Source organism: Acinetobacter sp. CIP 64.2, from assembly GCF_000369645.1.
Taxonomy (GTDB): Bacteria; Pseudomonadota; Gammaproteobacteria; order Pseudomonadales; family Moraxellaceae; genus Acinetobacter.
Genome location: NZ_KB850120.1, coordinates 187,622 through 202,095 on the forward strand (window position 1 = coordinate 187,622; position 14,474 = coordinate 202,095).

Consider the following 14,474-nt stretch of genomic DNA (forward strand, 5'->3'; position numbering starts at 1 on the left):
TAGCATTAACAATCCTAATCTTAATATGCGCATTTATTTTTGCGTGGTATTTTGTGCGTAACTGTTCATCAGGTTGCGATAATCAGGAATGTGATTCGAGAATAAAGTACCTAAACCTTCAATGTCATTACGCCAGTCACGATGCAATTCACAAGCCATCCCAAACCAGGTCATTAGTTGTGCGCCGGCTTGTGACATCCGATCCCATGCTGCATCACGGGTTAAGGCATTAAACGTTCCAGAAGCATCCGTAATCACAAACACCTCGAAGTCCTCTGCCAAGGCAGATAAGGCAGGAAAAGCCACACAGACTTCTGTAACCACACCCGCAATAATCAATTGCTTTTTGCCTGTGGCTTTGATGGCTTTGACAAAGTCTTCATTGTCCCAAGCATTGATTTGACCGGGACGGGCAATATAAGGAGCATCGGGAAACATCTCTTTCAGTTCAGGTACCAGTGGGCCATTCGGGCCATTTTCAAAACTGGTGGTCAGAATCGTGGGTAAATTGAAATACTTTGCGGCATTTGCCAACGCCAAAACATTATTTTTAAATTTGTCTGGATCAATATCCCGAACCAAGGAAAGTAGACCTGTTTGATGGTCGACTAAAAGCACCGCAGCATTGTCTTTGTCTAGGCGAGCGTAGTTGTTAGCCATAATTTTATCCTCATGTTTTTGTGAAAGAAGTTTAAAAGATCGAGATTTTTCCTCTTGCCTGAAAGGATGCTAATTAAATTTTAGTGTGGGATGAAGTCTGAAAAATGAGATAAACAATGTCAAAAATAGGATGATTGTTGATATCTTGCTATTAATTTTATTTTTAAGATGAGATTGTCCTATCTGTAGAATAATGTGTTGCCAAACTGGTGCTATAAGCATTGAGAACGGAGGGGTAAAATAAGCATCAAGAACAGAACTTCTACCCTCAGGGAGAAACCAAATGAAAAAAATTCTTGGTGTGTATCAAAACAAGCACATGCACTGGGTAGGTGATGGGTTCCCAGTCTATAACTTGTTTTCCTATGACCGTTTAGGCCAAAGCATTAGTCCTTTTTTATTGTTGGACTATGCGGCACCATACCGTTTTGACCCAACCACAGCACAGCATGGCGTGGGTTCACATCCGCATCGTGGTTTTGAAACAGTGACCATTGCCTATCAGGGTGAAGTCACCCATAAAGACTCGAGTGGCGGTGGTGGAACCATTAAAGCGGGTGATGTGCAATGGATGACTGCAGGTGGTGGAATCCTGCATCAGGAATTCCATTCTCCTGAATTTGCCCATCACGGTGGTTTGTTTGAAATGGTACAGCTTTGGGTTAATTTGCCCGCGCATTCAAAAATGACGCCAGCAAAATACCAAGCCATTGAAGCGAATCAAATTCAGCATATTGCACTGGATGATGCCGGTAGCGAAATGCGGGTCATTGCAGGTCAATACCAAGACACTGCAGGTGCAGCAACCACCTTTAGTCCAGTCAATGTCTGGGATGGCAAAATTGTTCAAGGTCAAGCGCATACGTTTTATGTACCTGAAGGGCAGACCACGTTGTTGGTATTACTCTCTGGTCAGGTCATCTTAAATGATCACCAAAGCATAGAAGCACCAAGTTTGGTGGTCCTTAGCCGAGAGGAAATTGACTTTAGTATTCAGGCTGAGCAAGACAGCAAATTCCTGATTTTGACGGGTCAACCGTTGAATGAGCCGATTGAAGGTTATGGGCCGTTTGTCATGAACAGCAAAGCTGAAATCGTCGAGGCAGTTCGTGATTTCAATAGCGGTAAATTTGGTTCGATGCATGCTTAAGTATCGAATTAAATCAGCAGTCTATATAAGAAAGCCTATCACTCCTTTGGAGTGATAGGCTTTAGCTGTAAGGGTCCTCTATTGATTTTTTTAATATTATGTCACTTATAATTATTCAGCTTGTTATGTGACTTTGTTCTCGTTGTTATGCAATAAACATAGCACTGATTTAGCACCTTGCAAAGCGAATAAAGTACAGAAAATGGTAAAATATAGAATGTTCTGTATGTTTTTTTGGCCTAAAATGTAATAAGTCCATTTTTTTCATTATGTTACGTTTAAAATTCAAATTGTGATAAAATGTAACAAGAAAGTAACAACGATATTACGACAAAAGTCTGGCAGAAGGCTTGAATCTGGTATTTTTTAATACCGTATTTCGCGGAAGTATCAGTCATAATCAAGAAAAATCATCAACTGATGGGACATAATTTTGGATATTGCAATTATTGGCAGTGGAATGGCAGGACTTGCCTCAGCCAGAATCCTACATGATGCCGGGCATAAAGTAACCATATTCGAAGCACTCGCAGGCCGAGGCATGGATAGTCATAGTATTGATTTTGATGGTGGCATTATTGATGCACCGTTAAGGGTCATGAATCCAAAACTTTGGCAGAATACCCTAAGTTTAGCCAGCTATTTAGGCATCGAAACTTTTCCTGTCCGTACCTTTATGGCTTGCAGTTGGTTATTTGATGATAAAACCGATACATGGCTGACCACCTCACGCAGTCGTATCGGCAATTTCCCGATTATCAATAACCGTAAAGGGATTCAGCAATATGGCTGGCGTCTGGTCAAAGGTATGCTGCAACTGAAAACCGCGGTACATCAATTTTTTAAATCAGACAATCAAGACATTACCTTGGCCGAGTTCATGAATCAGTATCATATTGAGGAAGTGTTCTGGCATGGTACCGTGATGCCAGTGCTGTATACCATTTGTACTTGCCATCCCAAAACCATTGGTGAATGGCCTGCGAAACCTTTACTGGAATTTATCCGACAGTTGACAGAAGGTGAAGCCTTATTACGGATGAAAGGTGGAACGCCTGCGTTGGTCAATCGCTTGATTGAAGGTATCGACATTCATAGTGGTTCAGCTGTTCAAAAAGTCGAAGAACGGGGTGAAAAAGTGTTGGTGGAAAATGCACAAGGCGAAAGCCAGTTATTTGACCGTGTAGTGATTGCCACGCCAACCCCAGTGATTGAAGATTTTCTGAAACAACCACAATTTGCTGAAGATATTGCCTTATTGAAAAAGTTCCGTTTCGAACAAGGCGATTTAGTTATTCATACCGATCCGATTGTGATGCCGCAACGCCGCAAAGATTGGGCGGTATTGAGCTATATGATGGATCGTAAATTTACTCGCCAGCAATTTACCGTGTGGATTAATGCGATTGAGCCGAGTTTGGTCGGTAAAAATGCCGTGTTCCAAACCTGGTGTCCGGTGATTGATATCGATCCAAAGAAAGTGATTTCCAAAGTTAAACTCACCCGTGCAGTGGTCGATTCGGAAACCGTGGCCTTGAATAAACAAATTCAGCAGCGTCATCTGGATTTAAACCGTAAAGTATTTTATTGCGGTTCATGGTCATGCGATGGCTTGCCAATTTTAGAATCTGCTGTGACCTCGGCCATGCATATTTCTGAAATCCTAGGTGCAGCCATACCTTTTGTTGGATTAAAACCAAAAGTCAAAGTAGCGCCTGAACTCGGTTATTAAGTATGAGTTCCTTCAAGCAAGCGCTGATCGAAAAAGTCATTGGGCACAAATATGCGATTGATGCCAAACGGCTTGGTGATGATGCGCTGCTTGCTTGGAGTAATTTAGGCTTTTGGCAAGGCCAACATGAGAGTTACCCACAGGCCTGTCGAAGTCTGGCCGATCAAATTGCGCAATCGATTCAACTGAAATCCACAGATCGTGTTTTAGATCTCGGCTGTGGACAAGGCGCCAGTCTGTTGCACTGGCTTCAGCATTATCACATTCAACAACTCAGTGCTGTTGAGTTACAGCCCGAATGCGTAAAACGAATTCAAAAACAATTACCGCAAGTGCAAATTCATTGTGGATCTTTTTTGAATTTAAAAACACTCGGACTTTTGAATTCATTTGATCTGGTGCTGTGTATAGATGCGGCTTATCACAGTGATTTGAATTCATTTCTTGATTCGACATCCGTAGTTTTGAATTCAAAAGGTCGGATCGCGTTTCACACCCTGATGTGGTCAGATAATTGGCTACACTGTTCTGCTCTACAAAAACAAAAATATCGCTATCTATTAAAAAGTGCGGATGTGAATTGGCAGTATCTGATGGATCGGCAGCAGCTTGCGCAGACTTTAGCGCAACATGGTTTTGGTGAAATTCAAATTCAGGATTTTTCCGAACCTGTATTGAATGGTTTTGCGGAATATATCGAAACACGAAAATCTAAAAAAACCGCCTTTGATTTGGCCCAACTCAAAATAAACATGACTGCCAAGTTGTGCCGAAAACTCTACCAAGATGGATTCGTACGTTATATTCAAATCAGTGCAGTAAAAAAGTGAGAACAAGATGCCAAGTGAATATAAAGGTTCATGTCTATGTGGGGCAGTGAGCTATCAGGCGCAGGTTGCGCCACGTTATCGTTTTAATTGTCATTGTCGTGATTGCCAAAAAGCCACGGGTAGTGCTTATGCGCCGATTGCTTTCTTTCATCACTCTGAACTAAAAATTAATGGTGAACTCAAGTATTTTGAGTCTTTGGGGTTATCTGGTAAGCCGATACGCCGTGCATTTTGCCCTAATTGTGGATCGCAAATGTTTGGCCTACCCGAACTAGTGCCCGAAATGATTTCAATCCGTGCAGGAACACTGGATGATCCAAATCTGTATCAACCGCAAGCAGAATGTTTTGTGAGTCATGCAAATGAATGGGATTTATTAAATCCGAATATTTCGCATTTTGAAAAAATGATCGGGAAAAAACGAGAGTAAAGCGAGAAATGGTGCCGGCACACGGATTCGAACTGTGGACCTACTGATTACAAGTCAGTTGCTCTACCAACTGAGCTATGCCGGCAACGTGGCGAGAATTCTACAGAATCTAATTAAAAAAACAAGCGAAAAAATAAGCAAACAGATAAATTTAATTGAATCAGCAAATTTTCGCCAATTCTGATTTATATGTTGAGCGCATAAACAAAGGAATCAATCACTTCACCCGTGCTTAAGTGTGCTTTCACAGGCACACGTTGATAGCCTGCACCTTCGAATTCATCCAGTGCTTGCCAGTGTTGTTCTAGGTTATCTGAGAAAAACACAAAGCCAGAGACCTTTTGATCTGTTTGATCGAGCACGATGCCTGGAAAGCCCAGTTCAGCGCCCCAGCCTTGTTGTTTGAGTGTGCCAAATACATGTGCGTCTGCCCATGTACCACCAATATTTTCCATGATATGGGCATTGGGGCGGTTGGGCCCTAGAGTCCCGTAAACAAATAAATTGAGCATAGTGAAAGGTAGGGAAGTGAAAGGAATAGCGTAGCAAAAAAGGGTAAGCGCGAATATCTGTGAGAATAAAAAGAATTCTGCTTTTTTAGGTGAACTGTTGTCTTTTGATATGAATGTAGATGTTTAATTTTTTATCTTCTATTTTAATCATAATACGCAGAATGTTGTGATTTAAAGCATAGGCATAAAATAGGTCAGTTTAATATCCATGTTAGGTCGATTCTTGATCTCTGAAATGAGTATTCGCTAGTATTAAGCTCAGTAAAAAGTCTAATGGATATGACTTTCTATTTTATGGTGAGTAGTGAACTAAAATAATGGGAAAATATAAACATTTTAAAATTAAAACCATCAAGGATTGGGAGGGCGAGTATTGGGATGCTTACGAAGAGCGAAAAACACATACTGGGATTAGGGTCTATCGTGGCTGGCCTTACGGGTTTACCGCTAAAGATGAGGGCGTTAGTCCAAGTTTTTCAGTGATTTTAACGTCAGAAATGGCTGATCTGGTAAAAGAATACAAAGTCTTTGAAGTTGCGAAACAACTTGAACTCTCTTTAAGTATGGTTGGTAAATTCAGACGGTTATTGGGTATTCAAAGAAATTTTATCTATCGAAATGATCCATGGATTCTGGCACATCAAGATGAATTGTTGTACGACAGTTTAGAGACATTAAAAGCTAAGTATGGATTAACGCGACCTCAAGTTTATCAACATAAAATCTGGTTGGCTGAACTTGTCGATATTCCTGTGCGGAAGAAACTTAGAAAAAAGCAATCTGAGGTGATTCAAGAACAGTGGTTTCAAGCCAATAAACAGCAGCTGAATGGCTTAACTGTTCAGGAAATCGTAGAAAAATTTGATGTCAGTGTATTCATCGCTAAAAAATTTTATAACCGTATTCAACAAGAGCTAGATGAATTCAGTTTTTCTGAAAAATTTCAAAATGATAAGCAAGAAAAGCGGCAATGGTTATTGGATCATCAGGAGGAATTATTAAACTCAGGAAAAACGGTTGCCGTCTTAGCTGATCAATTCCAAAAAATGCCAGGAGAAATTTTAAGAGCAAAAGCAAAATTAAGAGAAATCCTAGATATCCCTAAAATGAAAGTACAAAAAGAGGCTTGGTTTGCGCTACATCAAGAAGATCTCCTTAATCCTGAGTTAAGTAATGAAGATTTAGTCAAAAAGCTTGGTTTGAGCCTTGAACAGATTTTTCGGAAGAAAGATGAATTAAGACAACGTTTAGGTCTGGCAAAGCATAAGGATCGAGTTCAAGCATGGCGTTTAGAAAATCAGGAGATTCTATTGGACTTGCATTTAAGCGTGACTGAAGTTGCGAAAAGATTAAAACGAAGTGAAAAATATATTATTAAAAATCGTATGGTCTTAAGAAAATTTTTAAATATTACCATTGAGGATCAAAAGAGGGCTTGGGTAAAACAACACCAACAGGATTTGGAGCAACTCAGTATTTCAAAAATACAAGAAAAATATCAGTTGGGTCGCTATGTAGTGCAAGGTTATCGAAGACTTTTAGTTACAATGACACAAAACGAAACCTGTTCATAATTGAATCAGATAAATCATTCTGGTAATTTTTTTTGATCAAGAATAAGGCAATAATAATGTTGAATAATATCTTTAGCGTCTTGGATAAATTAGGCGTTGGTACTCAAAAACGTGCAATGAGTATTCAGTTTTCAAATGCAGCGCTTAATACTCAAATCATGCTGCAACGCCTAGAGGGCTATCATGGCATTAATGATGGGCTATCTGTAGAGTTAATTTGCTTATCAACCAATCCTTATATCGAACTCAAACAGTTTATTGGATGCCAAGTTGCTGTAGATCAAGTGACAGATTCAGGCCAACTGTTTAGAACCACAGGCATTATCACAGGGGCAAGCCAAGGGCAAAGTGATGGTGCATTGAGCCTCTATCGATTGACACTGCAGGACGCCACTAGCTTATGGCATAAGCGACGCAATAGCCGTGTATTTATGAATAAGAGTGTTCCTGAAATTTTTGAAGTGATCTTTAAAGAATGGCAGTCTAAATCGCCGTTATTTGCTTCAAGCTTAAAATTAGATAGCAGTGGTTTAAGCAAGGACTATGATATCCGTCCTTTCTCGATGCAGTCGAATGAAAGTGATTATGCCTATTTAACGCGGTTGTTACGTGAAGAGTCGATTAACTTTTTAATTGATGAATCCAGCTATATTGTCTCTAGTAATAGCCAGAGTATCGAGCCACAAAAATTACGCTTAATTGATGATAATGCACAATTTAAGGCGCTTGAGCGTCGAAGCATTCGCTATCATCGTTCTCATGCCACAGAGCAAGCGGATAGTATTACCAGCTTTATTGCACAACGCCAATTACAACCCACCGCGATTCATGTACAGCGCTGGCAGGCGGATAGTTTGAGCCAAGAAGATGCTAGTGGTTCAGTGATCAGTTCACATCAGCACAGTGCTCAGCGTGATAATGAAAGTTTGAGTCTGGAACAAGCGTGGAGTCTTTCACCCGCTTGGATTGCTGATCTCAAAGGCGACGATCAGGCCACGGCATCAGGAAATAACCAATTAGATAAACTCAATAAACAGCTGAACCAATATCAGGCTTTACAAGCAAAATACTTTACTGCACATAGTAGTGTGCGGGATACACAGGTCGGTTATTGGTTTCAGTTAAATGAGCATCCTGAACTTGAAAAAAATCACCCAGAAGATAAAGCATTCTTAATTCTAAGCAAGCATTTTTATAACCAGAATAACCTTCCCAAAGAGATTAAAGAGCAAGTTGAAAAACTATTAAGTCTCAGTCATTGGACAATGAGTAAAGACAGTGAACAAGAACGCCAAGCCAATGAATTGATGTTGGTACGTCGAACGATTGCCATTGTGCCTGAATATGATCCATTGACTCACCGTCCTACTGCACATGTACAACGTGCCAAAGTGGTGAGTGATGGTGAAGAAATCCATGTCGATGAATGGGGCCGAATCAAGGTTCGTTTTCTATTTACCCGTACAGAAGATCATGCGCATGATGGTGGTGCAGGTTCAAATGATAGTGATACGGATTCGGCATGGGTCGATGTGCTGACACCGTGGGCGGGTGAAGGCTATGGTGCGCGCTTCTTACCACGTAAGGATGAAATTGTGGTGATTGACTTCTTTGATGGCAATATTGATCGTCCCTTTGTGACTGGCCGTATTCATGAAGCACAACGTTCACCAACCAAATTTGATCTTAAAGGCCAACTTCCCGATACCAAAAAACTCAGTGGCATTCGTTCCAAAGAAGTTGGTGGCGAAGGCTATAACCAATTGAGGTTTGACGATACCACAGGACAAATCAGTGCCCAGTTACATAGTAGTCATGGTGCAACTCAACTGAATCTAGGCAATTTAAGCCATCCAAAAGAGAAAGCCGAAAGTGAAGGTCGTGGCGAAGGTTTTGAGTTACGGACGGATTCGTGGGGAGGAATACGCGCCCCTAAAGGGATTTTGATTACAACGGAAGGGGATGATGACGCAGATAATCATCAAATGATTCGAACCGAGTTAGAAAACGCATTATTGGCTGCACAAAGCAATAATGAAAATATTCAAGAATTAGCGAAGTCGCATAAGGCTCAAGTACCTGATTTAGAAATACAGAAAAAAATTAATCAGGATATGCCTAAATGGGATAGTCGTGACGAAACTCCATTTATAGTGCTTCATTCAAATGATCATTTCATTGTAAATAGTTTAAAAGGAACTTTGATTCAGTCATCTGATCATATTGAGATTTCAACGAATCGAAATGTCCAAACCTATACTGGAAATAATGTATTAACCAATGCCTTAGGTAGTATTAGCTTATTTGCTCAACAACAAGATATCGATGTCAAAGCTGGGCATGGAAACGTGAATATACAAGCGCAAAGCGGTGAAATGACATTTTCCTCTCAAAAATTGATGCATGTATATGCCTTAAATGATTTAGTAAAAATTGAAAGTGGCAAGGGCATCTTAATTGCGTCTGGTGGTGGATATATCAAAATTGAAGGCGGCAATATCGATATTGTCTGCCCTGGCAAAATTAACCTTAAAGCAGGTCAGATTTGTACAATGTCAGGAAGTCGTCTGAGTAGCGACTTAGCACAGATGCCACAAGCCCAAGCATCATACGACGAACAGTTTATTGTCAGAAATCGAGCTGGAATGATTCAGCCAAATGTGAAATATAAAATTGTGACGGAAGATGGCAAAACAATTACTGGCATAACTGATGCTGAAGGTAAAACTGAAAAAGTGTCATCGCTTGCTATGGTTAAAGCAGAACTTACCATACTGGGAAGTCATGATGACTAGCAGATTGTTATTCATCGTTTTATTGGTTGTTTGTATATCAACTAGTTCTGGATGTACAGCGAATAACCAAAAGGCAGAGGAAAGACAAACGATGATTCATTTAAATAGTATGCAAGACTGGTGTGTTGGTCGTTATCGCTTTCAATTGCCTAAAGAGGCAAAAATAATTGATGAAATCATAAATTATGATACTTTTAAAATAGAGAGTAGAACGAAAGCTAGTAGGGTAGATTTTGATCAAGAAATATCTGCTAAACTTGCTGAATATAATGATGGTTATAGTATTGTTACAGACCAAACTCCAGTTAAAACTATAGATAATAAAATTATAAAAATATTTTGGGGTAAGTTAAGTAAAAAAAGACCCGATCTGGGCACGACTCAAGTTTTTGCATTTGTTCTAGATCGTGGGACACTGTTTCTGATTAAAGGGAATTATTCAGAAAAGTATAAGCAAAAAAGTAGAGATGGAGTTCAATATCTCGTAGAAAACTTATATGCGCGGAATAATAATAAAATTCCTACAGAGCAGGGAATTTGTCTTAAAAATGGATTTATTAAAGACAATGCAAAAGACTATAAATTTACAAAACAACGAGTAGGGTTTAATTTTGCAAATGCCCCTTCTGTTGTGATTACCGCTGAAACAGAGGCGATCTATAAAGCAGAAGATAATTTATTGGTGAGGACTGAGAAAAACCTGCAAAAAAGTCCAAACTACATAATAACCAAAAATCAGAGCAAAGATTTAAGAAAGGGTGAAAAAACAGTGAACCAGAGCTCACCTTTGAGCGGGCTTGAGTTAGTCACACAAGTCCCAATGGAAGGGGGGACAGGGATCATCGCCACATGGGAGCATGCTGGGACTGTGAATTCAGCTCTAGATCCATTCGTTTCTATGACGGTCGATACCGCCAGAACTGAAAATTATGTGAGTAGCTCAAGCATCTCCAATAATCATGGACTTCAGATGTATGAAACCATCTTAAATTCATTAAAGAAATAGGAAGCAATGATGAAAAAACGATTCGCTGTTGTATTGATAAGTTCGATATTCCTAAGTATGTCAGGATGTGGGTATGCCGCAAATAATAAAGACTCAGAAGCAGGGAAAACGATGATTAATTTAAATAATATGCAAGACTGGTGTATTGGCCGTTATACCTTTAAATTGCCGAAAGAGGCAAAAATAATTGATGAAACCATAAATTATGATACTTTTAAAATAGAGAGTAAAACCAAAGCCACGAGAGAGGACTTTAATAATTCTATTATTGAGGTGGAGAAAAAATACAATACAAAAGAAGATTTTATAAAGGATAAGACTTCTATAGAAACGCAAGGTAACATAGTAACTAAAATTATTTGGGGACATTCAACATTTGCAAATGGTAGATTACCTGTTGAGGTTTATGCATTTGTATATGATCAATCGTTAAGAACTCTTTTTAAAATTACAGGTTCTTATTCAAAAAAAAATGAGGATAAAAGCATTAATGGAATTAAATATCTCGTTAAAAATTTAAGAGCTCGAGATAATAATAAAATTCCTACAGAGCAGGGAGTTTGTCTTAAAAATGGATTTATTAAAGACAATGGAAAAGACTATAAATTTACAAAACAACGAGTAGGGTTTAATTTTGCAAATGCCCCTTCAGTTGTGATTACAGCTGAAACAGAAGCGATTTATAAAGCAGAAGATAATTTATTGGTGAGGACGGAAAAAAATCTTCAAAAAAGTCCCAACTATATAACAACTAAAAATCAGACCAAAGATTTAAGAAAGGGTGAAAAAACAGTGAACCAGAGCTCACCTTTGAGCGGGCTTGAGTTAGTCACACAAGTCCCAATGGAAGGGGGGACAGGGATCATCGCCACATGGGAGCATGCAGGGACCGTGAATTCAGCTCTAGATCCATTCGTTTCCATGACGGTCGACACCGCCAGAACTGAAAATTATGTCAGAACCTCAAGCATTTCCAATAATCATGGACTTCAGATATATGAAGCTATCTTAAATTCATTAAAGAAATTCTAGGATAATAAAAATGGGCTTTGAACATCAACCTTATAATACTGAAGATAATGCCAAATTTGTTTCTCAGACAACACCCACGAAAACTGAAACCTTATGTAAGGTAACCTTACCTGCTAAATATGTCGTGCCGATTATTTTTATTCCCGGGATTATGGGGTCTAATTTGAAAAATAAAGGCGATGGTCGACATGTTTGGTATCCGCCTAATGGGACTAGGGAGGGGTTGGCAGCCGCCAGTGCAGGTGAACAACGGGATGCTAGAACCAGACAAATGGAATTAAACCCTGAAACCACGATCGTTGGGCAGGATGGTTATATTGATGAAGATGCGATTGAGGACATTGATCATTTTGATCGCGCAAAAGCAATCCGTAGAGGTTGGGGATCTGTGTGGTGGGAAGGATATTCTAAGATCCTTATTTATCTAGAACGATACTTAAACCATGAGTTGGTAAAGCAAAAGACAACCACAAAAGATCTAAATGATCCAGATCATTTTGCGGGTACGAAAGAATGGAAGAAAATCGTAGCAACTGGTTCTAAATCTTTTCTTGGGATGGGTTCAAGTGATGAATCTAAATTAGAAGATATAAAAGAAGACTGGGGGCCGATAAATCAAGAAATTGAATTATTGACCAAAGAGTTACACGGGAAGCTCGCCAATTATAGCTTTCCTGTTTTTGCCATAGGTTATAACTGGCTACAATCAAATGATGATTCTGCTAAATATGTTGCTCACATGATGCAAAATTATGTCAAAGCTCAAATTAAAAAGGAATTTCCAAAACAAGAGTTTAAGAAGTTTATTATTGTAACCCATTCCATGGGTGGGTTAGTGACAAGAGCCTTAATACAAGAAAGTTCTGTTAAAGATGATATTTTAGGTGTAATGCATGGTGTCATGCCTGCGAGTGGTGCTCCAACCGTTTATCAACGTATTTGTCGCGGCTGGGAAGGTGGAGAAGTTGTTGATGGCTGGATAGCCAAAATAAAAGCGAATAAGAGTGCTCAGGTTTTTGGAGCGACCTCCGAACGGCTGATGCCTGTTTTGGCGAATTCACCCGGAGCATTGCAATTATTACCATTTGGCAATTTTTTACAGCATAAAGCTCAGGATGGTAGTCAGACGAAAACCTGGTTAACGTTGCGAGCAAGGAATAGAAGTGGCGAGATCGTTACGGCAAGATTGCCTAAAGATGACCCTTATTCTGATATTTATACACGTACTGATACTTGGTGGAGCATGATCAATGAAGGTTTTATTGATCCAGCAGGTATTTTGGAGGCTCAATTAGATCAAGAGAGTGGGCTAGGTATTGTTGATTTTTACTTAAGAAATGTTAAAAAAGTACAAGATTTTCACTCAAAAATAGCCGATAGTTATCATCCGAATACTTATGCTCATTATGGGCGGGACGAAAAGCATTTGGCTTATAATGAAGTGCTCTGGAGTACGGAGCAAGTTTTGCCTATTGATACTGAAGACGATTTAATCGAATACCGTGGATATGCTAAGCATGGCGCGGAACAAGCAGAAACGCCAGAAGAAACTGCTGATAAATCACCCCCTCTTACAGAAGAAGAAATCGCAAGAACGGTCACTTTGGAACCTATTGTTGTTACCGCACAAAAGCATGACGGTTTTAAACGGTTATTTGATCAGGATAGTTTTAGAACCATTGAAGATACCGAAGGCAATATAGTTACTTTTAATATTCGAATTCTGCCGACTTCCGCGGGCGATGGAACGGTTTGTAGTGAATCTGGAGCCGACGTTGAAAAAAGAGGTTTAAAACAGGTTTTTGTCATGCGCGGGCTCGATCATGCTGCAAGTTATGATGATAAGAATGTGCACCGAAGTACAATTTTTTCCATCGCAAAAATTATGGAACAGTTGTGCTGAGTTTTAGGTTTTACCTTTCATGGTCTTAAATTTATTTAACTGATTCGTAATGATTAATAAGAAATTAAAGTCTTATGATCCGAGATTTGCTCAGCCTATGGTTAGTCGAGCTTGGGAAATTCATCAGTGTGAGGCGAGTGTCGGTAATGGGAGCGAAAGCTCCCTTTATATGTCATGAATTAAATCTCATGCATGCAAGTGTCATTTCACTTGCATGCAGAATGGAGATTATTTTAGTGGTTGTTTTAGTCCAGCAAGAGTCATATTGAGGCTCTGCCAATGTGACCAATCATAGAGTATTTTCACAACAGTCACCAAACAGAATGTACTTACACCAAAGATAAATAAATGCCAAGCACTCTCGTTAAAGCCTAGATTAATAAATGGATCCTTTTTCATTAGGAAGAGAAATGGCCAAATACTCATTGCTAGTATGAGAAATATATTAAGTATCCTTATTTTTATTCTCTTACTCAATGTTGAGCTGATATCAATAATCTTGCCTGATTCATCGCGGGAAACAATGAATCCTGCTCTGTTCCACGCAAATGTCCAATACTTCATTTCAAAGTCATCTGCATTTGATGTCTCCAGAAAGTATTCTAGTTCTTCAAACTTAGCATTTTTAACTCCACTGAGTTCTGCTGCTGCACTGTTTAAAAGTATGAGTTTAATGTTATCTGGTTCATCTAGATTTTGAATTCTTCTACGTTCCGTAAAGAATTTATTCAGGCGGTCAGAACGTTTGGCATTAAGTGCTTGGTTATACGAAGGTGTAATTATTTCTCTTAGTTTTTCAATTAGGTTGAAGTCAATTTTCATGCTATTTCCTTTCTAGCTGATCAAAAGG

At 39.3% G+C, this 14,474-nt stretch carries 12 protein-coding genes and 1 tRNA gene; 9 read left to right on the forward strand and 4 right to left on the reverse strand.

What is annotated here, in order from left to right:
- Positions 1–33: 33 nt before the first annotated feature.
- Positions 34–660: an isochorismate family cysteine hydrolase YcaC gene (ycaC, locus tag F895_RS17830; protein WP_005238209.1), complete on the reverse strand. Its 627-nt coding sequence runs from the start codon at positions 658–660 to the stop codon at positions 34–36.
- A gap of 283 nt (positions 661–943) precedes the next feature.
- Here ycaC and F895_RS17825 point away from each other — a divergent pair, with 283 nt between their 5' ends.
- From F895_RS17825 to F895_RS17810, 4 genes are all read left to right on the forward strand, one after another.
- On the forward strand, positions 944–1,810 hold the full coding sequence (locus F895_RS17825) for a pirin family protein (protein ID WP_005238211.1): 867 nt from the start codon (positions 944–946) through the stop codon (positions 1,808–1,810).
- Positions 1,811–2,243: 433 nt separating this feature from the next.
- Positions 2,244–3,542 (forward strand): FAD-dependent oxidoreductase, encoded by a 1,299-nt coding sequence (locus F895_RS17820; protein ID WP_005238213.1) that lies wholly within the window; start codon positions 2,244–2,246, stop codon positions 3,540–3,542.
- A 2-nt stretch (positions 3,543–3,544) separates the two neighbouring features.
- Positions 3,545–4,372, forward strand: coding sequence for an SAM-dependent methyltransferase (locus F895_RS17815; protein WP_005238214.1), 828 nt, complete (start codon positions 3,545–3,547; stop codon positions 4,370–4,372).
- A gap of 7 nt (positions 4,373–4,379) precedes the next feature.
- Complete coding sequence (locus F895_RS17810; protein WP_005238216.1) at positions 4,380–4,802, forward strand: GFA family protein; 423 nt, start codon at positions 4,380–4,382, stop codon at positions 4,800–4,802.
- 9 nt (positions 4,803–4,811) lie between these two features.
- On the opposite strand, the gene F895_RS17805 is transcribed toward F895_RS17810, so the two are convergent.
- Positions 4,812–4,887, reverse strand: a tRNA-Thr gene (locus F895_RS17805).
- A gap of 100 nt (positions 4,888–4,987) precedes the next feature.
- Positions 4,988–5,314 carry a gamma-glutamylcyclotransferase family protein gene (locus F895_RS17800; protein WP_005238218.1) on the reverse strand — a complete coding sequence of 109 codons (327 nt, stop codon included), beginning with the start codon at positions 5,312–5,314 and terminating at the stop codon, positions 4,988–4,990.
- Between the two features lie 317 nt (positions 5,315–5,631).
- Between F895_RS17800 and F895_RS17795 the strand changes: the two genes are divergently transcribed.
- The 5 genes from F895_RS17795 to F895_RS17775 are packed head-to-tail and all read left to right on the forward strand — an operon-like array spanning position 5,632 to position 13,624.
- On the forward strand, positions 5,632–6,888 hold the full coding sequence (locus tag F895_RS17795) for a hypothetical protein (RefSeq protein ID WP_005238221.1): 1,257 nt from the start codon (positions 5,632–5,634) through the stop codon (positions 6,886–6,888).
- A 56-nt stretch (positions 6,889–6,944) separates the two neighbouring features.
- Complete coding sequence (locus F895_RS17790; protein ID WP_005238222.1) at positions 6,945–9,683, forward strand: type VI secretion system Vgr family protein; 2,739 nt, start codon at positions 6,945–6,947, stop codon at positions 9,681–9,683.
- Positions 9,676–10,689, forward strand: a complete 1,014-nt coding sequence (locus tag F895_RS17785) for a T6SS immunity protein Tli4 family protein (protein WP_010590128.1) — start codon at positions 9,676–9,678, stop codon at positions 10,687–10,689. Before F895_RS17790 ends, F895_RS17785 begins: the two co-directional genes overlap by 8 nt.
- Before the next feature lie 9 nt (positions 10,690–10,698).
- Entirely contained in the window at positions 10,699–11,721 is a 1,023-nt protein-coding gene (locus F895_RS17780) for a T6SS immunity protein Tli4 family protein (RefSeq protein WP_005238226.1), read from the forward strand.
- 10 nt (positions 11,722–11,731) lie between these two features.
- Positions 11,732–13,624, forward strand: a complete 1,893-nt coding sequence (locus F895_RS17775) for an esterase/lipase family protein (protein ID WP_005238228.1) — start codon at positions 11,732–11,734, stop codon at positions 13,622–13,624.
- Between the two features lie 228 nt (positions 13,625–13,852).
- On the opposite strand, the gene F895_RS17770 is transcribed toward F895_RS17775, so the two are convergent.
- A complete protein-coding gene (locus tag F895_RS17770) occupies positions 13,853–14,446 on the reverse strand; it encodes a hypothetical protein (RefSeq protein ID WP_005238229.1) in 594 nt (197 codons plus the stop codon).
- Between the last annotated feature and the right edge of the window lie 28 nt (positions 14,447–14,474).

Excerpts from the sequence above, each read along its gene's own strand:
- ycaC (WP_005238209.1), bottom strand. The coding sequence starts at position 660 with ATGGCTAACAACTACGCTCGCCTAGACAAAGACAATGCTGCGGTGCTT.
- F895_RS17825 (WP_005238211.1), top strand. The coding sequence starts at position 944 with ATGAAAAAAATTCTTGGTGTGTATCAAAACAAGCACATGCACTGGGTA.
- F895_RS17815 (WP_005238214.1), top strand. The coding sequence starts at position 3,545 with ATGAGTTCCTTCAAGCAAGCGCTGATCGAAAAAGTCATTGGGCACAAA.
- F895_RS17810 (WP_005238216.1), top strand. The coding sequence starts at position 4,380 with ATGCCAAGTGAATATAAAGGTTCATGTCTATGTGGGGCAGTGAGCTAT.
- F895_RS17800 (WP_005238218.1), bottom strand. The coding sequence starts at position 5,314 with ATGCTCAATTTATTTGTTTACGGGACTCTAGGGCCCAACCGCCCCAAT.
- F895_RS17795 (WP_005238221.1), top strand. The coding sequence starts at position 5,632 with ATGGGAAAATATAAACATTTTAAAATTAAAACCATCAAGGATTGGGAG.
- F895_RS17790 (WP_005238222.1), top strand. The coding sequence starts at position 6,945 with ATGTTGAATAATATCTTTAGCGTCTTGGATAAATTAGGCGTTGGTACT.
- F895_RS17785 (WP_010590128.1), top strand. The coding sequence starts at position 9,676 with ATGACTAGCAGATTGTTATTCATCGTTTTATTGGTTGTTTGTATATCA.
- F895_RS17780 (WP_005238226.1), top strand. The coding sequence starts at position 10,699 with ATGAAAAAACGATTCGCTGTTGTATTGATAAGTTCGATATTCCTAAGT.
- F895_RS17775 (WP_005238228.1), top strand. The coding sequence starts at position 11,732 with ATGGGCTTTGAACATCAACCTTATAATACTGAAGATAATGCCAAATTT.
- F895_RS17770 (WP_005238229.1), bottom strand. The coding sequence starts at position 14,446 with ATGAAAATTGACTTCAACCTAATTGAAAAACTAAGAGAAATAATTACA.